The sequence below is a fragment of the Enterococcus sp. AZ149 genome, from assembly GCF_051714285.1.
In the GTDB taxonomy this organism is placed as follows: Bacteria; Bacillota; Bacilli; order Lactobacillales; family Enterococcaceae; genus Enterococcus_D; species Enterococcus_D entomosocium.
On sequence record NZ_JBIORO010000001.1, the window covers coordinates 3064278 to 3082076 of the forward strand.

The following is a 17799-nucleotide window of genomic DNA, read 5'->3' on the forward strand; positions in this document are numbered from 1 at the left end:
ATGAGCATTCACAAAAAATTTAGAAACTTTAATGATTTTCGGGAAAAGAGGGTTAAAAACAATCCGAAATTGTTTAGAATTACAATGAAAGAAGGGCTATATTCTGATTCATATCTGATCAATCAGAGTAAAACGATCGTATATGTACTAGATAGGAAGTTCAGCGACATACTTTTCAATGAAAACTCGCTGAATTCGTCTATTCTCCTTACTTAATAAAATATCTTATTCTAAGTATTCTTCTTTATTTTAATTATTCTTTACTCAATGTAACCGAACAAAGCAACTTTAAATCAGTCAAAAATTGCCACCTTATTTTCGTTTCAAAGAAATAGCAACCTGTGACTACTTCCCTTAAGTTGCTCAGAATATAAATTGATGCACGACGAGCCTATTTACCACATTAATGTGGTAATGAAATGTTATTTACGCCACCACATAATTTCACTAGAATACAATTAAGGAAGCGCTTCCGGAGGTGAACCAATGATTTTAAATAATCGAGAACAACTACTGTTGCAACTACTATTAGAACAAACGGAGTTTCGCCCTGCCTCTTTTTTTCAAAAGCAGTTAAATGTATCCCAAAAAACGGTTTATAACAATTTAACGACTTTAGAAAAGAAACTAAAAGATTCGGGACTAGCTATCAAAAAAGTACCAAGAAAAGGAATCTTTTTATCTGGTTCTGAATCAGCAAAACAGAATGGTTATCGATTGTTAGCAAAAAAAGAGACTAAACTCGAACTATTTTCACCTAATTATCGTAAAATCTTTATTTTCGCTAACTATCTGTTTTCAGTAAAACCAATGCATTATCAGGAATTCTCTGAATATTTTTATATTAGTAACCAGTCAATAAAGAAAGATGTTGATGAAATCGTTGCTTTCTGTCGATTCCATCAAGTATCAACAAAAATGACTACTAGCGGACTCAAGCTAACCTCAGTTGAATCTGCTGCTCAAAACGTATTCAAATCTTTTTTAGAGAAGTATACCGACGCCAAAGCCAGTGAAAATCTTTTGGTCAACAATCTCTTTGACTCTAAGGTTCTCGATTTAACGAAGAAATTTGTCTCAGACATGACTCAAACAATCGGCCATCCAGTCAATAATTATTCTATTGAATCCTTGAAGCTTTCATTGCGAATTTTTCTTTCAAGACTTCTTATAGATAAACACATTGAAAAACAAGAGCATCTAGTATTTGACGAACTTAGACGAATGAAATTCTATATGATCGCGGTTGATTTATCTGAAATGACCCAACAGCAACTACCTGTTCAATTTAGTGATACAGATATTCAATATGTATGTTCCTTGTTATTAGCACACGGCATCGAACCTTTTGGTCAAATGGATGAGCCTCACGAATCTACTATCACAAATTGTACGAAACAAATCATTCAAAAAATGTCACATATGTTAAACGCAGATCTGACACAAGATAAATTATTGCTGCAAACATTGTTGGCTCATATCGTTCCCATGATCCATCGATCAAAGACAGGGATTTTATTGAAAAACCCACTGATAAAAAGTATCAAAAAACAATACTCAACAATGTATACATTGACCAAATATGCAATTGGAGATTTAGAGGAGCGATTTCAAATCTTATTAACAGAAGACGAAGTTTCTTTTCTGACGATCCATTTTCAGTTAGCCTTTGAAAAGATAAAAATTACTAACCATATACTAATTGTTTGCCAATCAGGTTTTGCTACATCGGAGTTGATTTTTAACCGTATCAAACAGACGATCGCTGCTGATACCGTATTGGAGATCATTCCTTTGAGTAAACTGGCCAGTACATCTCTTGAAGCTGTTGATCTGATCATATCAACTATTCCATTGGACATTACAGCACCGCCAGTTATTTATATTTCGCCGCTTCCTACTACCGAAGAAATAGGAAGAATCTCAGCAAAGATATCTAATCTTAATGAGAATGAGAAAAATTTTTACTCAAAAAAATACCAGAAAACGACTTTATTACAAAAATATTTAGATCCTACTTTCCTTTTTGTCAAAAAAAAGTTTCGAACAAAAAAAGATGTACTGGATTTTTTAGCAGATGATTATCTGAAAAAAAAGCTTGTTACAACAAAATTTAAGCATTCTCTATTTGAACGAGAGGAACTAGGAAGCACTGGCTTAAAGACGGGAGTAGCCATTCCACATGCTGATCCACATACAGTGAAAGAAACAAAACTTGCTTTTCTCACCCTCGATGCGCCAATTACTTGGGGAGACACAAAAATCCAACTAATTGTTTTGCTTGCGATTGCTGAAGAAAACATGATCGAGGCAAAAGAGTTGATCGCTTCGATCTACGGATTGTTTAACTCAGCCGAAGAAATTCAATGGATCGTTAATAGTCAAACGCAAGAAGAACTGTATCAAAGATTGTTAAGAGGAGGAAATTGATCATGTTTTTTGATCACCAAATCGTGTTACTTGAAAAAGATTCTAAAACAAAAGAGGAAGCTTTTCGACTATTAGCAGACGAACTCATCAAAACTCATTGTGTAAATGATCAGTTCTATCAAAATATCGTACAGCGAGAAGAAACCTTTCCTACAGGTTTAAAAATTAACGGCATTGGGGTAGCGATCCCACATACGGACAGCAAATTTGTTTTACGATCCCAAGTCGCTTTTATGTCACTTGCCTCTCCCCTTTCATTTATTGAAATGGGTTCGCAAGAAAAGAAAATCGATGTATCTCTGTTGTTCATGCTTGCATTGAAGGAACCACATGAGCAATTGGGTATGCTACAAAATCTTATCTCTATGTTTCAAACACCAGGGGTTTTGGAAGCCCTATCCTCAGTAACGACTAAAGAAGCGTATCTTTCGATTATTGAAAAAAATGGACTGCAATAAAAAGGAGGAACAATTATGTTAAATGCATTACAGTGGTTCGTTGATCTAGGTTCAATCGTTGTTTTGCCTATTTTAATTTTTATTTTTGGAATAATTTTGGGAACCAAGCCTGGCAAAGCCTTTACTTCAGCCTTAACTGTTGGTGTCGGGTTTGTTGGATTGAATTTGGTGATTGACCTTCTAAGCAGCAGCTTGGGTCCTGCCGCCCAGCATATGGTTGAACGTCTAGGATTAAATTTGACAACGATTGATGTCGGATGGCCTGCCGCAGCGGCAATTTCTTACGGGACGATTTTAGGAAGTCTTGCGATTCCGATTGGTGTGGTCCTAAATGTTCTACTCATCATTTTAGGGCTGACTAAAGTATTGAATGTAGATATTTGGAATATTTGGCACGCAGCCTTCATCTCTTCTCTGATTTATGCCCTCACTGGAGACTTTGCAATGGGGATCGCGGCCACCGTCATCTATTTGATGATGATTCTTTTAATGGGAGATATTTTAGGTCCGATCATTAATAAGTTCTACGGATTTCCTAATATCACTTTTCCTCATGGTACCGCCGCACCAGGATTCATCTTTGCACTTCCGATGAATTGGCTCTTTGATCGTATTCCGGGACTAAAAGATTGGAAAGCAGATCCAGAAACCATTCAGAAAAAATTTGGTGTCTTTGGTGACTCCACTGTTATGGGCTTTTTGATTGGTCTCATCATGGGAATACTTGCCGGATATGACACAGCAGGTGTCGGCCAATTAGCCGTCCAAACAGGCGCTGTGATGGTTTTGATGCCTAAAATGGTTGCTTTACTGATGGAAGGTCTAACGCCTATTTCTGAATCTGCAAATGAATTCGTCAAAAAACGGTTTCCTGGAAGAGAGCTTTACATCGGTATGGATGCAGCATTATCGGTTGGTCATCCAGCTGTCCTTTCTTCCTCATTGCTGCTAGTTCCGATCACTATTTTGTTAGCCGTAGTTCTACCTGGCAATACGACCTTACCTTTTGGTGATTTAGCAACCATTCCCTTTCTGATTTGCTTGATGGCTGCTGTTTTTGGAGGAAACATCATTCGAACAGTAATTGCTGGAACGATTTATATGGTAAGCATTCTCTATATTACTTCGTGGGCAGCACCGCTTGTCACTACTGCTGCTCGATCCGCAAACTTTGATCTACAAGGAAACTCTATGATCACTGCTATGGCTGAAGGTGGTTTATGGACCACATTCCTTTATGTCGGCTTAACCAAAATATTAAGCTGGGGCGGTTTAGCCATAATTGGTGTCTCTGTTTTGTTTGGATTGATTTATGTAAATAAAATTCGTCCCAAGAAACAACTATCAAAATAATAGGAGGAAATGATAATGAAAAAACTATTGATTATGTGCGGCACAGGTGTTGCAACTTCAACAATTGTAACAAACAAGGTAAAAGAATGGCTGAAAGAAAAAGGGATGACTGATCAAGTGAAACTGTATCAATCCAAAGTGGCAGATGAGATGAATAAAATTGATGACTATGACATCGTGGTGAGTACAACGGTTGTTCCAGACTCAATCAAAGATCGCGTAATTATGGGGCTGCCACTCTTAACAGGGATTGGTACAGAAGAAATGTACGCGGAAATCGAAAAGAAAATCAAAGAATAAGGAGAATGCCCTATGTTGGTCACAACAAAAGAACTATTCGCACATGCAGAAAAACACAATTATGCATTACCCGCAGCAAATTTTTTCGACTTAACTAGTGCAAAAACATACGCGGAGACTGCTGAACGTTTAAACAAGCCTTTGATATTGGCCTTCGCTCAGTCCCATATGAACATGTTGACTTTAGAAGAGGCTGCCATGATTGGAAAATTTTTGGCAAAGAAAAGCACTGTACCTATCGCTTTGCACTTAGATCATGGTACCGATGAAGAGGTCATCAAAAGAGCCATTCATTTAGGTTTTACTTCCGTAATGATCGATGCTTCTGAGGAGCCATTTGAAGAAAATGTCCGTCGGTCAAAGGAGATCGCCGATTACGCTCATAAAAATGGTGTCGTTGTTGAAGCCGAAATCGGGCACGTTGGGTCGGAAAATAGTCTGGAATCAGCCGTAAATAGTCAATCTATTTACACAGAACCTTCTGAGGCTGTTGCATTTGCCAAATTAACCGGGGTTGATTCGTTGGCAGTTTCTATTGGCACCTCTCACGGACATTATCAAGGGATACCCAAAATAAATTTTGACGTTTTAAAGTAAATACACCATGCTGTCAATGTTCCTCTTGTTCTGCATGGCGGATCCTCTTCTGGCGATGAAAACCTTGAAAAATGTGCCTTAGAAGGTATCCGGAAAATAAATATTTTTACTGACTTTGTCACTGCTGCTATGAATGAAATTCACAAAAATCAACCAGATGACTATTTCGATTTACTTCATTCAGCAAGCAATGGAATGTCCAAGACACTCGAGCACTATTTTACAGTCTTTCATACCAAACCTTATCGTGAAGGAGAAAGCTAATGAAAAAAAGAACTTTAAGAACGCCATTCTTTGTCATCAATCCCAAAGCCTATCTTTATGGAAAACAAGCATTGGCATTGGCAAAAGCTGCTGATGAGTTGTCATCTTTGTATGACATCGACATTCTATTTACTGTTCAGCATGCAGACGTTTCTTTAATTAAACAGGCAACAACACATTTATTCGTCACTGTCCAACATTTAGACGGAATCGAAATTGGTCGTGGAATGGGCTATGTTTTACCCGAAGCAGTGGCAGAAGCCGGAGCTGAAGCTACCTTTTTAAACCATGCTGAACACCCCATGACATTGCAAGAACTGACTAAAGCGATTCAGCGCTCAAATGAATTGGGTCTCTTAACAATTGTGTGTGCGAATTCATTGACTGAAGCGAGAGCCGCGGCTTCCCTGAAACCGGATGTGATGGTTTGCGAGCCAACCGAACTAATTGGGACAGGACAAACCAGTGATCTTCAATACATGACGGAAACAAATCGTGTTGTTCGGGAAATTGATCCAGAAATCCTGATTTTGCAGGCTGCTGGTATATCTAGTGCGGCCGATGTTGAAAAAGCTTTGTCGTCAGGTGCTGATGGTACCGGAGGGACAAGCGGCATTGTGCAAGCAGATGATCCCGTTCAAACCCTTACAGAAATGATCAAACAAGCGGTGAAGCATAAAAAGGAGGATTAACACTGTGAAATTTTTAAAAGAGCAACTGACGTTAACTTCTAACGGGAATCGAGTGTCTTACCACAACATCACAGAAGAAGTGAAAACGATGGTTGAAAAAAGCGGAATTTCAAATGGAATCTGTCTCGTACAGTCTCCCCATACGACCTGTTCTGTTATCTTTGAAGAATACATGCATGATACAGACTTTAACGGAGATGAATTTCTTCAAGTTGATTTAAACCGAATTCTCGATAAAATTATTCCTCGTGAACTATCAGAAAATACCGATTATCGTTATCCTGGACCAAAGCATTTAGAATTTTTGATGAGTCTGGACGATCCAAACTACCCAACAGATCCAGCAACGATTTTAAACGGCGATGCCCATATTCGCTCGAGTTTTTTCGGTGCAAGCGAAAGTTTTATTTTAAGTAACGGCAAGCTAGAGATCGGCTCTGTAGGCTATATCTATTTTGTTGATTTCGATCAAAATCGTGTGCGAAATAGGACATGCCATGTAATGCTAATGGGCGAATAAGAACAGTTATCGGGTAAATCAGGAAAAATTGAGATTACTTATCACCTGCAAAAGAAAAACCATGAATCCTCTAAAAGAAGATTCATGGTTTTTCATTTCTTATGCCAGCTGCAGGATTCGAACCTGTGACCTACGCGTTACGAGTGCGTTGCTCTACCAACTGAGCTAAGCTGGCGTTGTATGGCACAAAGAAAATTATATGCAAAAACGGTTGTTTTGTAAAGAGGTCTGCTGAAAAAAATCTACTTACTGAAATTTTCCGAAAATTGTGATATAATAGAAGTATCAAGGAGGTTTTTACATGGCAACATTTGGTAAATTCGAAACAACAATTGTCCCGTCACAAGAAGGTTCAACGTTTGAGGTCGCTACTCCTGTCATGTTCACGTTCCATGGGAAGAAACAAACTGGTACCATCACAAAGCAGTTGAAAAACTCTGCGGTGGTCGAGCTGAACGAAACCCCAGAAAACCAGAAATTAGTTTCGCAAAGTAATGGTGTATTGATCATCAATTACAAACAATTAACCAAACTATAACCCGTTTAATGCAAGGAGAAAATCAGTTGATTTTCTCCTTTTTTCATTGTCTGATTTTATGAAAAGCTAAAAAAAGCCATGGATAACCGATCGAACCGTTTTGGCAGTCGATCTTCTTCCATGGCATCATTGACGAGGCAAAACTTGAAGCAGTTGCCTTTGTCTTATTTGTATTGATTTATTTTGTACCGAATAGACGGTCACCGGCATCGCCCAAACCAGGAACGATATAGCCGTGTTCATTTAGGCGTTCATCAAGATTTGCAGTGTAGATATCAACATCTGGATGGGCATCTTGCAATGCTTTCACGCCTTCTGGTGCAGCAACTAAGCAGACGAATTTCATGTTTGAAGCGCCGCGTTTTTTCAGTGCGTCGATCGCCATGATCGCTGAACCGCCCGTAGCTAACATTGGGTCAACGATAAATAATTGACGTTCATCGATATCTTCAGGTAATTTTACGAAGTATTCGTGTGGTTCTAGCGTTTCTTCATCACGGTACATCCCGATATGACCAACTTTTGCGGCTGGGATCAATTCAAGGATACCATCAACCATGCCTAGACCTGCGCGCAGGATCGGAATGATCGCTACCTTTTTACCAGATAGTGTTTTTTGTGTTGATTCTTCAATTGGTGTTTCAATCACTAGATCTTCAAGCGGCATGTCGCGAGACACTTCATACGCCATCAACATTGCGATTTCATTAACAACTTCACGGAAAACCTTTGTTCCACAGTTCTTGTCGCGGATCATTGTTAATTTGTGTTGGATCAGCGGGTGATCGATTACTTGAAATTTACCCATTTAAAAAAATCTCCTTTGGTTTTTCTCTTATTTTAAAGCAAATCGGCTCTTGTTACAACCATCTGCCACAGGCAATACTGCTTTTCCTCAAAAAAAGGATTGTGTTAGAAGGAAGGAGACAAGACGGCATGTAACACGCCTCTGCGTTCATTCTAGCCCCTTTTTCACTTTTGGTGATCACAAAGAGCTGGAGCGCAGGAAAAACGCGTGAGACATCTTGTCTGACCTTAACTTCTGTCACAGTCCCATTTTATTTGTTTTTGTAAAGTGGATAGTTGTCCGTCAATTCTTTGACTTGCGCCGCTACTTCTGCCAAGACGGCTTCATCATTTGGTTTTTCTAAAACTTTGACGATCAATTTCGCCACTTCGACACAATCTTCTTCTTTAAAGCCACGACTAGTGATCGCTGGTGTCCCCACGCGAATCCCACTCGTTTTGAAAGGACTTAATGATTCGAAAGGAATCGAGTTTTTATTGACGGTGATATTGACTTGATCCAGCAATGCTTCTGCTTCTTTTCCGTTCAAATCAAAGCCACGCACATCGATCAATAATAGGTGATTGTCTGTTGCACCAGAGACCAAGCGAGCTTGTGGTGCTTGGTTGAAGACTTTCGCCATTGCTTGCGCATTGCGAATGACTTGTTCAGAGTACTCTTTGAACGACGCATCTTGTGCTTCTTTAAAAGCAACAGCTTTCGCTGCAATCACGTGCTCTAATGGGCCGCCTTGAATACCAGGGAAAACGGCACTATTGATTTTTTTCACTAAATCTTCATCATTTGTTAAAATCAAGCCGCCTCGAGGGCCGCGTAATGTTTTATGGGTCGTAGAAGTCGTGATGTCCGCATAAGGAACTGGGTTTGGATGAAGACCAGCCGCTACTAAACCAGCGATATGCGCCATATCCACCATCAATTTTGCGCCAACTTCATCGGCGATTTCACGGAACTTCGCAAAATCGATTGTACGTGAGTAAGCACTGGCACCGGCAACGATCAGTTTCGGTTGATGCTTGCGCGCCAAAATACGAACGACATTGTAGTCAATGACTTCTGTTGCAGGATCAACACCATAACTAACAAAATTATAGGTCTTGCCGCTGAAATTCACTGGTGAGCCATGGGTCAAATGACCGCCTGCGGAAAGATCCATCCCTAATACTGTATCGCCTGTTTCGATCAACGCTAAATAAGCTGCTGTGTTGGCTTGAGAACCAGAATGCGGTTGAACATTGGCATATGCCGCACCGAAAATACTTTTCGCCCGTTCAATTGCTAAGTTTTCTACCACATCAACAAATTCACAGCCGCCATAGTAACGACGACCTGGATAACCTTCAGCGTATTTATTTGTCAAAATACTACCTTGCGCAGCCATTACACCTTCTGAAACGATATTTTCAGACGCAATCAATTCCAAATTGTTTTGTTGACGATTCGTTTCTTTTTCGATCGCTTGCCACAATTCGGGATCAAACGTTTGATAATCCATGCTTACAACACCCCTTTACCTTAATGGTAGCATTGTATCACATTTCTTCATAAGCTACCTATAATGAATTCTGGTTTTTTGCTAATTTTCTTGAAAGAAACTTTGATTTGCAGCTTTTTTCAACCGATTCATATAAGCAGCCCCTAAGCCGCTTTCTGGAAACGTGGGTGCGAATAAGACATCTAGCTCAGCAATCGATTCATCTAACGCCCGTAACCCCGCAAACAGCCCTTTTGTCGCAGCTTCCACACTGTCATCAAAAAATAAATAGATGGCTGCAGCTTCGAAGCGGACCTGCTCGGCGATCGTCGGTCCAGCTAAAACACCTACCTTAAGCTGCTGTTCTCTCGCCCAAGCCATGGCTGCCGACCAATCTTGGTCATTGACCATCATGACGTTGATATTCGGTGCATAGTGCTTGTATTTCATGCCTGGCGCTTTGGGTGCTTCACTTTCTGTTACTAAATGCTGATCGACGAGGACTTTTGTTTGTAAGACTGCTTCAAGCTGTTCTTTAGAGATTGCACCAGGGCGTAAGATGATCGGCGGTGCCGTTGGGTCACTCAAATCTAAGACCGTTGATTCGACACCGATCTGTGTCACCCCATCGTCCAAGATGCCAGCGATTTTGCCTGCCAGATCATGCTGAACATGCGCAGCTGATGTTGGGCTTGGTTTACCAGATGTATTTGCGCTAGGACCAACCAATGGCTGTTGGGCTTGTTTGATCAACGCTAACGTCTTGGTGTTGTTGGGCATCCGAAACGCCGCTGTGGATAAGCCGCCAGTAACGATGCTAGGTAAGCTGTCTTTTTTGATCGAAAAGATCAAGGTTAGGGGCCCAGGCCAGAAAGTTTCCATCAATTTATCAGCAAAAGGATGCTTGTTATCCACAAACGGTTCCAACTGCTCTGGCTCGGCAATATGAACGATCAAAGGGTTGTCACTAGGTCGTCCTTTGACTTGATACACTTGCGCAACAGCCTTTGGCAAAAGCGCGCTAGCCCCTAGTCCATAGACAGTTTCCGTCGGGAACGCCACTAATCCCCCCTCAGCTAAGATAGCTGCTGCTTCGTTTAACTTTGATTGATCAAAAATTTTTGTTTCCACAATTTATCCACATCCTTTTTTGAGAAGTTTCCACACTTATCAACATTTTCTCGTTTCTTATCCACATTTTGTGGATAAGTCGTTTGTCAAGTGTGGATAACCTTGTTTATAACTCCATTTATTCCCAAATTGTTCATTTCATAAGGTTTTTGCACTTTTTCTGTAGCAAAAAAAATTTATTTATCCACATCTTGTGGATGACTGACAAACACCATCCGATCTTGACCCGCAAGATCTTTTACTACGGTAACTTCTTTGTTGGGAAAAGCGGCTGCAAAAAGCTGTTGAACAGCTTGTCCTTGCTGGAAGCCGATTTCCAGCGCCATTTGCCCACTTGGTGCCAAACACTTCGGTGCTTGCTGTGCTAATTGCTTATAGATCGCCAATCCTTGTTCTTGAGCAAAAAGCGCCATTTTAGGCTCTTTTTCCCGTACGCTGATATCCATCAGCGGCCACTCTTCAGCGCTGATATACGGCGGGTTGGAAACGATCAGATCCCATTGCTGATCTGCCACAGGCTCCAAGGTATCTCCTTGGAAAAAGCGGATCTCCGCACCTAAGGCTGTCGCATTTTCTTTAGCAACAGCTAACGCCTCTGCTGAAAGATCCACGGCACTTACCGACCACTGGGGACGTGCCAATTTTAAGGCAATGGCGATCGCTCCTGTACCCGTGCCAATGTCAACGACTCGTAGCGGCTGATCTGCTGGTAGTTTTGCCAGACAGTTTTCCACCAGCTCTTCGGTTTCTGGACGCGGGATCAAGGTTGCAGGGGTCACTTTTAAGCGATGACCATAAAATTCTTCATACCCCAATAAATATTGCGGGGGTTCATGCTGTAGCAACTGTTCAAGATCTGCTGCGATCTGTGCCTCATCTTCCCTTAGGATGGGTTGGTCCATCTGCAGCAGCCAATCGAGTTGCTGCCAGTTTTTTCGCTGTAAAAACAGGTATTGGATCGCATACCCGTCCAGTCCTTTCGTTTCTAAAAAAGAAGAAGCCCGTGAAAGGACTTCTCGATAGGTTTTAGCCATTTTGCATCTCATCTAATTTTGATGTTTGATCGTAAACGATCAGTGCATCAACAATTTCATCGAGTTTTCCAGCTAAAATTTGATCCAATTTTTGAATAGTCAACCCGATACGGTGATCTGTTACGCGGTTTTGCGGGAAGTTATAGGTCCGGATCCGTTCAGAACGATCGCCGGTACCCACTGCTGATTTACGGTTTGCATCGTATTCGCTTTGTGCTTCTTGCTGCATTTGGTCATAGACCCGTGCCCGCAAGACTTTCATCGCTTTCTCACGGTTTTTCAGCTGTGAACGCTCATCTTGCATCGCAACAGCGATCCCTGTTGGCAAGTGAGTCAAACGAACAGCAGAAGCTGTTTTGTTAACGTGCTGACCACCGGCACCAGAGGCATGGTAAATATCGGTCCGAATATCTTTGTCTGCGATATCGATTTCGACTTCTTCTGCTTCAGGCATAACCACGACCGTTGCCGTAGACGTATGGATTCGGCCTTGTGATTCGGTAGATGGTACCCGCTGCACTCGGTGGGCGCCGCTCTCATATTTCAATTTTGAAAAGACGTTGTCGCCAGTGATCATCATGATGACTTCTTTGTAGCCGCCGATCCCAGTGACGTTGGCATCCATGACTTCGACTTTCCAGCCTTGGTTTTCCGCATATTTTTGATACATATTGAAAAGATCGCCAGCAAATAAGGCTGCTTCGTCGCCGCCAGCTGCACCACGGATCTCCATGATGATGTTTTTGTCATCATTCGGGTCTTTTGGCAACAACAAAATCTTGATGCGTTCTTCTAAAACGTCTTTTTCTTTTTTCAAGTCAGAGAGTTCTTCTTTGGCCATCTCAGCCATTTCTGCATCTAGGTTTTCCCCAAGCATTTCTTCAGTGTCCTTGATTCCTTCAACGACTTCTTTGTAACGGCGGTAGACTTCCACCGTTTCCCGTGTATTGGCTTCTTCTTTTGAAAGCTGCATGAAGCGTTTGGTGTCAGAGATCACGGCTGGATCACTTAGTAATTCGCCTAATTCTTCGTAACGGTCTTCGATTGCTTGTAACTGATCGTACATTGATTATTCTCCTTCTTTTTTCATTCCCGGGTGAAAGTAATGCTTGCGGCAAACTGGATAATACGCTTCATTGCCGCCGATTTGTACTTGATCGCCCTCGTAAACGGGTTTTCCGTCGATATAGTGCAAGTTCATGGTTGCTTTTTTATGACAGAACCAGCAGATGGTTTTCATCTCTTCGATTTTATCTGCGTAAAGCAGCAAGTATTTTGAGCCTTCAAATAATTCATTGCGGAAATCATTTTTCAAACCAAAGGCCATTACAGGAATACCTAACTCATCCACGATTTTGGTGAAAGCCAGCACATGATGCTTCTTTAGGAACTGTGCTTCGTCGATCAAAATACAATAAGGTTTATAACCGAGGTCTTTGATCAAATGAAATAGATCCGTTTCATCAAAAATCGGAATCGCGTCTCGCTCTAAGCCGATGCGACTCGAAACATTTCCCACGCCGCTTCTCGTGTCCAATCCGCTTGTCATGATCACGACTGGTTTGTCTTGTTCTTCATAGTTGTGAGCAACTTTCAGTATCTCGATCGTTTTCCCACTATTCATTGCGCCATATTTAAAAAAAAGCTGTGCCATCTCGCCCATCCTTCCTCATACTCCTTTGGTATTATACTTGAAAAAGGAGAATTTTTACAGACTTAAATTCGACACACGCCGCCTTTTACGCAAGAGTTTTACGAAAAGTTAACGGATTTTTTGCTGCCGGTACTTCTTAATCATTTCTGGCTTTTCTGGCCACTTCTGCCAATACTTGACAAGCCAGTGGATATTCTGGATTTTCATTCCCATTGATATCCGTTGCAATGATCACAAAACCGAGCTGCTGGTAGAGCTTGATTGCTGCGTGGCTCCACGTTTGCGTATGAAGATACATCGGCTCGTTGGCTGCCTCTAAGACAGAAACGACTTGCGTGACCAAGCCGCGAGCGATCCCTTGACGTTGAGCTTGCGGCATTACTGCTACCCAATGGACTAGCGGAACCGGTGTACCGTCTTGCTTGGCTTTTTTCCAAGCGGTAGCCGTGCCGACCGGTGTACCTGTTTGATCAAGGGCAAAAAACATTCGCTGTCCTAGCTGTGCTTGCTCGGGCATAAATTCTTTTTCAAAATACGCCAATGCCTCTTCCTCATTGTCAAACTCTCCGACGGATGTTTCGATCCGTGCCCAGTGCCTTTCGTCTCCTGCTTGGTAGCTGCGTAGCGAATAGTTATCGGATTGAATGGGCTGGATCGGTGTGCTTTTGTGTGCTCGCTTCATCCAGATTTCTGCATATGGAATTGATTTATCTAACATTGGTTGTGCCTCTCTTTCCTTGGTTTCGTCCTTGTTCAACGGTTTCTTTGGGATTCAATCACGTAATTTCTTTACTAGAAAAATTTCTGTTAGCTGATTTTGCGTATGGGCGATTCTCCCGATTTCTTCATAGCCCACTCGCTGATAAAAATCTGGTGCTTGGAAATCAAAAGTCGCCGTCTGGCAATTTTCACAGCCAAATGCTTTCAACTGCTGTTCAAGATCCGTAAGAATCTGCTTGCCATACCCTTTTCCCCGCTCGGATGCTTTGACCCACAGGGTGTCAAGATAGCCGATATGATACATTGAGGCGTAGGCAATACCGCCAGCAATCACCACACCCTCTTTTTTGATTACAATGCTAAAGTTCTGATAGGTCTCTGTTTGTGTAAATGGTTTTTGATGCTTTGTGTATGCTGTTAATGCTGTTTCTAACGCAGCCAATTCTTGGTCTGTTCCTTGTTCAATGATTCGCGCCATATTCAATCACTCCTTCTTGTTTCTTGATAATCTGCGATGATCTGATCGACCGTTTCTGCTATCGTTAGGCCTTCTTTGATCAGTCTTTCCTCTGAAGATCCTTTTGGGAAAAGCAAGTCTCGCTCAAGCCACCATTTACGCATCGCTTCCTCGGAAAAATAGTCTCGCTGCATTCGGGTCTGATGTCTTTTGACCGTTTCCTCGAAAGAAAGATCAAAATAATAAACTAGCTTTTTTTGGGGAAAGAGTTTCATTAGAAAGTCGAGAAAGTCTTGGTATTTTTCACGAGAATAAATCCCCTCAACAAGTATCATCGGCACTTTCCCCTTCGCATATAGGACAGCTTCTTTCATCAAACCGCTGGCTAAATTATTAGGGGTATCTTTGACACAAAAAATTTCTCGCCGAAAAACATCTTGTGAAATCAGCACTGCCTCTTCCCCAAAAACGTGCTGAACAGCTTTGGCAATAGTGGTTTTTCCGCTGCCAGAATTCCCCCGTAGTAAAATTAACATGCTTTCCATGGGCGGTTCCTTTCTTCGTTAGTATGTTATCTAAGCATATCTCTTGTTTTTCTCTACTAGAAGCATACCATAGAAGCAAAGGAGGAATACCTATGAATGATACGGCAATTTTTGCTGGTGGTTGTTTTTGGTGCATGGTGAAGCCTTTTGATTCACAGCCAGGCATCCTCAAAGTGGTTTCGGGCTTTACTGGCGGCCATGTCCCTAACCCAACCTACCAACAAGTAACGACAGGTACCACCGGTCACACCGAAGCAGTTGAAATCACCTTTGATCCTGAAGTCATCTCTTATGAAGAATTAGTTACCATCTATTGGCAGCAGACAGACCCCACGGATGCGTTTGGTCAGTTTGCCGACCGTGGTGATTCCTATCGTCCAGTGATTTTTTACAATAGTGAAGAACAAAAAGCGATTGCGGAAAAATCAAAGGCGCAGTTGCAAGCTAGCGGCCGCTTTGACCGTCCGATCGTAACGAAGATCGAACCAGCAGAACCTTTTTATCCTGCAGAAGATTATCATCAAGATTTTTACAAAAAAAATGCAGCCCATTACAATGCTTATAGCGAAGGCTCCGGTCGAGCCGGCTTTATTCGCCAAAACTGGGCTTAACATTTTGGGGAACGTTCCTTACAATTCATCACTAACAGCCGAACTGCCTCGTCAGCAGATCGGCTGTTTTCTGTTTTTTCCCAAAAAGGAAATTGACAGTCAGGGCATTTTCGCGCTACACTGATTAGAAAATTCTGACGATTATAAAGGAGTGTTTGTTTGATGTTAGCTAATGAAGTCCGTCCAGGTCCAAACCGTTATATTACGGGCGATGGGGTCTTAACTGATTTGCCGGAGTATTTACGAGAGTTCCAAGAGGTAGCAGTAATTACTGGGGAGCAGTCATTCGATGTGTTTTCGAACTATTACCCTCATTCATTTGACTACCCGATCTACCGCTACGATGGATCATCGAGTTATGAAAATGCGCAAACCTTAGCTGAAGCGATCCAGCAAGCAGATGCCGTGGTGGCAATCGGCGGCGGCAAGGTCGCTGATACAGCAAAAATCACCGCCCAAACCCTTGGCGCAGAGCTGATCGTGATCCCTACATTGGTTTCCAACTGTGCGCCCTTTACCCCGGTGATCGTCGCCTATTACCCCGATCATACGATTTGTAAAATCGACTATGCCAAAAAAGGTGCCTACATGACGATCGTCGACACCCGTTTTTTACTAGCCACACCTGTTGATTACTTTATCGCAGGGATCGCTGATACCTTAGCCAAATATTATGAAATGGAAGCCATCGTCCGCAACATGGCAGAAGACGACAAGACTGCCTTAGTACGGCTAGGTTTCCAAAGCGCTCTTTTGATCAAAAACTTGCTGATTGCCGATGCGATCCAAGCTGTCAAAGACCTAGAAGCTGGGCAGCTGACACCCGCCTTTGCCCGCATCACCGACGCGATCATTGCTTTGGCAGGCGAAGTTGGCGGTTTTGCAGTAGAGTTTGGCCGCACGTCCGGTGCGCATGCGCTGCATGACGGCTTGTCTTATTTGAATGAGACCCATAGTGTCTTGCACGGCAATAAAGTCGCCTACTGCATTTGGGTCCAGCTTGCCTATACCAATGATTTTGATGTGATTGAAGAATTACGGCCGTTTTACGAAGCTTTGCACTTGCCGATGAAGCTGAAGGATCTCCATGTGACGCGCCTTGATCGGGATTACTTCGCCTCGGTTCTGACCTATGCTGTCAAGGAAGAAGAAACCTTTATTTTGATCGATCCTGCGATCACACCCGAAAAAGTCTATCAGGCGATCGAAGCAGTAGAGGCGCTGTAAACCGTACAAATTGCTAAACAACTTTATATCAATAAAAAACTGTTTCCCTAATGCATTTCGGAAACAGTTTTTTTATTTGATCAAACTGACACGCAGTAGCAATCCTGGCTGCGCATGTTCTTAGCGGGCAACAGCAACTGACGCATTGCCCATCACTGCACGGCTTCACCCAGCAACCCGTTTTCTAAGCAGTATTGATAAATACCTTCCTCGGCTACGTGACCAATCACTTCGTCAGCGATCGCTTTTAACTCATCCGAAGCATTGGCCATTGCTAGACCCCAACCAACTGCCTCCAGCATCTCAATGTCATTGTTGCCATCCCCAAAGGCAATGGCTTCGGATTTATCCAAGCCATAGTAAGCCAGCATTTTGGCAATGCCGCTTCCTTTCCCGCTGCTGGCTGGAATAATATCGACTGCCCGATCCCACCAGGCGGTGATTTTCGCCTCTGTAGTATTTGCCATCACTTTGGCGTAGTCTTCTTTCCCTGAACCTAACATCACTTGGAAAATGTCTTGCTGTTGGATCAACTCTTCAAAATCTTCTGCCACGATCACTTCTTGATGAGCAAAGGAAAAATACTCAACTAAATCAGCATCTTTGCCATTGGCAACGGTACGATCCTTCGTTGCGATTGCTACTGGACGCTTGAGCGCCGTCGCATTTTCTATGATTTGCTGAACATCTTTTTTAGGAATGGGGTTTTGGTGGATCCCCTCGGCTTGATTAAAACAATACGATCCGTTAAAGGTCAAAAACGCATCGAAGGTCACGCCTTCAAATTGCGGCAACGCGATGGGACTTCTGCCAGTCGCAATGCACAACAGGATCCCTTGCTTCTTCAAGGCTTTTAATGTGGCTAACATTCTTTTAGAGATTTGCTTTTTGCTCATGTCGATCAGTGTGCCATCAACATCAAAAAAAATAATTTTCACGTTCTTCATGATCTTCCCCATTTCCGTCTCGATTTTCAAAAAAATTGA

19 protein-coding genes, 1 tRNA gene and 1 pseudogene are annotated in these 17799 nt (G+C 42.2%); 10 read left to right on the forward strand and 11 right to left on the reverse strand.

Annotated elements, in window-relative coordinates; all coding sequences use genetic code 11:
- The first annotated feature begins 486 nt into the window (after positions 1-486).
- From IGI94_RS14120 to IGI94_RS14150, 7 genes and pseudogenes are all read left to right on the forward strand, one after another.
- Positions 487-2430 carry a BglG family transcription antiterminator gene (locus IGI94_RS14120; protein ID WP_438899898.1) on the forward strand — a complete coding sequence of 648 codons (1944 nt, stop codon included), beginning with the start codon at positions 487-489 and terminating at the stop codon, positions 2428-2430.
- A gap of 2 nt (positions 2431-2432) precedes the next feature.
- Positions 2433-2888, forward strand: coding sequence for a PTS sugar transporter subunit IIA (locus IGI94_RS14125; RefSeq protein WP_005233600.1), 456 nt, complete (start codon positions 2433-2435; stop codon positions 2886-2888).
- Between the two features lie 15 nt (positions 2889-2903).
- The gene (locus IGI94_RS14130) at positions 2904-4241 is read left to right on the forward strand and encodes a PTS galactitol transporter subunit IIC (protein WP_005233598.1); all 1338 of its coding nucleotides are present in this window, start codon (positions 2904-2906) and stop codon (positions 4239-4241) included.
- 15 nt (positions 4242-4256) lie between these two features.
- The gene (locus IGI94_RS14135; protein WP_008379369.1) at positions 4257-4541 is read left to right on the forward strand and encodes a PTS sugar transporter subunit IIB; all 285 of its coding nucleotides are present in this window, start codon (positions 4257-4259) and stop codon (positions 4539-4541) included.
- A 12-nt stretch (positions 4542-4553) separates the two neighbouring features.
- Positions 4554-5402 (forward strand): annotated as a pseudogene (locus IGI94_RS14140) (class II fructose-bisphosphate aldolase).
- On the forward strand, positions 5402-6094 hold the full coding sequence (locus IGI94_RS14145) for a triose-phosphate isomerase (protein WP_005233588.1): 693 nt from the start codon (positions 5402-5404) through the stop codon (positions 6092-6094). The pseudogene IGI94_RS14140 and the gene IGI94_RS14145 overlap by 1 nt, the downstream one beginning before the upstream one ends.
- Before the next feature lie 4 nt (positions 6095-6098).
- Entirely contained in the window at positions 6099-6614 is a 516-nt protein-coding gene (locus tag IGI94_RS14150) for a YjbQ family protein (protein ID WP_005227898.1), read from the forward strand.
- A 102-nt stretch (positions 6615-6716) separates the two neighbouring features.
- On the opposite strand, the gene IGI94_RS14155 is transcribed toward IGI94_RS14150, so the two are convergent.
- A tRNA-Thr gene (locus tag IGI94_RS14155) sits at positions 6717-6789 on the reverse strand.
- Positions 6790-6915: 126 nt separating this feature from the next.
- Between IGI94_RS14155 and IGI94_RS14160 the strand changes: the two genes are divergently transcribed.
- Positions 6916-7152 (forward strand): hypothetical protein, encoded by a 237-nt coding sequence (locus IGI94_RS14160; protein WP_005227896.1) that lies wholly within the window; start codon positions 6916-6918, stop codon positions 7150-7152.
- Positions 7153-7330: 178 nt separating this feature from the next.
- Here the strand turns inward: IGI94_RS14160 and upp are convergent, their stop codons facing one another.
- From upp to IGI94_RS14205, 9 genes are all read right to left on the reverse strand, one after another.
- Positions 7331-7960 carry a uracil phosphoribosyltransferase gene (gene upp / locus IGI94_RS14165; protein WP_005227894.1) on the reverse strand — a complete coding sequence of 210 codons (630 nt, stop codon included), beginning with the start codon at positions 7958-7960 and terminating at the stop codon, positions 7331-7333.
- Between the two features lie 250 nt (positions 7961-8210).
- Positions 8211-9455 carry a serine hydroxymethyltransferase gene (glyA, locus tag IGI94_RS14170; RefSeq protein ID WP_438899900.1) on the reverse strand — a complete coding sequence of 415 codons (1245 nt, stop codon included), beginning with the start codon at positions 9453-9455 and terminating at the stop codon, positions 8211-8213.
- A gap of 81 nt (positions 9456-9536) precedes the next feature.
- Positions 9537-10565, reverse strand: a complete 1029-nt coding sequence (locus tag IGI94_RS14175) for an L-threonylcarbamoyladenylate synthase (RefSeq protein ID WP_438899901.1) — start codon at positions 10563-10565, stop codon at positions 9537-9539.
- 176 nt (positions 10566-10741) lie between these two features.
- A complete protein-coding gene (prmC, locus tag IGI94_RS14180; protein ID WP_005233577.1) occupies positions 10742-11599 on the reverse strand; it encodes a peptide chain release factor N(5)-glutamine methyltransferase in 858 nt (285 codons plus the stop codon).
- On the reverse strand, positions 11592-12665 hold the full coding sequence (prfA, locus tag IGI94_RS14185) for a peptide chain release factor 1 (RefSeq protein WP_005227884.1): 1074 nt from the start codon (positions 12663-12665) through the stop codon (positions 11592-11594). Before prfA ends, prmC begins: the two co-directional genes overlap by 8 nt.
- A gap of 3 nt (positions 12666-12668) precedes the next feature.
- Complete coding sequence (locus tag IGI94_RS14190; protein WP_005227882.1) at positions 12669-13253, reverse strand: thymidine kinase; 585 nt, start codon at positions 13251-13253, stop codon at positions 12669-12671.
- 136 nt (positions 13254-13389) lie between these two features.
- Positions 13390-13971, reverse strand: a complete 582-nt coding sequence (locus tag IGI94_RS14195; RefSeq protein ID WP_008379353.1) for a GNAT family N-acetyltransferase — start codon at positions 13969-13971, stop codon at positions 13390-13392.
- A 54-nt stretch (positions 13972-14025) separates the two neighbouring features.
- The gene (locus IGI94_RS14200; RefSeq protein WP_438899902.1) at positions 14026-14451 is read right to left on the reverse strand and encodes a GNAT family N-acetyltransferase; all 426 of its coding nucleotides are present in this window, start codon (positions 14449-14451) and stop codon (positions 14026-14028) included.
- 2 nt (positions 14452-14453) lie between these two features.
- The gene (locus IGI94_RS14205; protein ID WP_008379349.1) at positions 14454-14975 is read right to left on the reverse strand and encodes an AAA family ATPase; all 522 of its coding nucleotides are present in this window, start codon (positions 14973-14975) and stop codon (positions 14454-14456) included.
- A 92-nt stretch (positions 14976-15067) separates the two neighbouring features.
- Here IGI94_RS14205 and msrA point away from each other — a divergent pair, with 92 nt between their 5' ends.
- Positions 15068-15586, forward strand: coding sequence for a peptide-methionine (S)-S-oxide reductase MsrA (msrA, locus tag IGI94_RS14210; protein ID WP_438899903.1), 519 nt, complete (start codon positions 15068-15070; stop codon positions 15584-15586).
- A 162-nt stretch (positions 15587-15748) separates the two neighbouring features.
- Positions 15749-16813 carry an iron-containing alcohol dehydrogenase family protein gene (locus IGI94_RS14215; RefSeq protein WP_005233563.1) on the forward strand — a complete coding sequence of 355 codons (1065 nt, stop codon included), beginning with the start codon at positions 15749-15751 and terminating at the stop codon, positions 16811-16813.
- Positions 16814-16965: 152 nt separating this feature from the next.
- On the opposite strand, the gene IGI94_RS14220 is transcribed toward IGI94_RS14215, so the two are convergent.
- Complete coding sequence (locus tag IGI94_RS14220; protein ID WP_369076018.1) at positions 16966-17760, reverse strand: HAD family hydrolase; 795 nt, start codon at positions 17758-17760, stop codon at positions 16966-16968.
- Between the last annotated feature and the right edge of the window lie 39 nt (positions 17761-17799).

Coding starts and splice junctions, on each gene's coding strand:
- msrA (WP_438899903.1), top strand. CDS start 15,068: ATGAATGATACGGCAATTTTTGCTGGTGGTTGTTTTTGGTGCATGGTG.
- IGI94_RS14160 (WP_005227896.1), top strand. CDS start 6,916: ATGGCAACATTTGGTAAATTCGAAACAACAATTGTCCCGTCACAAGAA.
- IGI94_RS14120 (WP_438899898.1), top strand. CDS start 487: ATGATTTTAAATAATCGAGAACAACTACTGTTGCAACTACTATTAGAA.
- IGI94_RS14125 (WP_005233600.1), top strand. CDS start 2,433: ATGTTTTTTGATCACCAAATCGTGTTACTTGAAAAAGATTCTAAAACA.
- IGI94_RS14215 (WP_005233563.1), top strand. CDS start 15,749: ATGTTAGCTAATGAAGTCCGTCCAGGTCCAAACCGTTATATTACGGGC.
- IGI94_RS14220 (WP_369076018.1), bottom strand. CDS start 17,760: ATGAAGAACGTGAAAATTATTTTTTTTGATGTTGATGGCACACTGATC.
- IGI94_RS14135 (WP_008379369.1), top strand. CDS start 4,257: ATGAAAAAACTATTGATTATGTGCGGCACAGGTGTTGCAACTTCAACA.
- upp (WP_005227894.1), bottom strand. CDS start 7,960: ATGGGTAAATTTCAAGTAATCGATCACCCGCTGATCCAACACAAATTA.
- IGI94_RS14145 (WP_005233588.1), top strand. CDS start 5,402: ATGAAAAAAAGAACTTTAAGAACGCCATTCTTTGTCATCAATCCCAAA.
- IGI94_RS14195 (WP_008379353.1), bottom strand. CDS start 13,971: ATGTTAGATAAATCAATTCCATATGCAGAAATCTGGATGAAGCGAGCA.
- IGI94_RS14190 (WP_005227882.1), bottom strand. CDS start 13,253: ATGGCACAGCTTTTTTTTAAATATGGCGCAATGAATAGTGGGAAAACG.
- glyA (WP_438899900.1), bottom strand. CDS start 9,455: ATGGATTATCAAACGTTTGATCCCGAATTGTGGCAAGCGATCGAAAAA.
- IGI94_RS14200 (WP_438899902.1), bottom strand. CDS start 14,451: ATGGCGCGAATCATTGAACAAGGAACAGACCAAGAATTGGCTGCGTTA.
- IGI94_RS14130 (WP_005233598.1), top strand. CDS start 2,904: ATGTTAAATGCATTACAGTGGTTCGTTGATCTAGGTTCAATCGTTGTT.
- prfA (WP_005227884.1), bottom strand. CDS start 12,665: ATGTACGATCAGTTACAAGCAATCGAAGACCGTTACGAAGAATTAGGC.
- IGI94_RS14205 (WP_008379349.1), bottom strand. CDS start 14,975: ATGGAAAGCATGTTAATTTTACTACGGGGGAATTCTGGCAGCGGAAAA.
- prmC (WP_005233577.1), bottom strand. CDS start 11,599: ATGGCTAAAACCTATCGAGAAGTCCTTTCACGGGCTTCTTCTTTTTTA.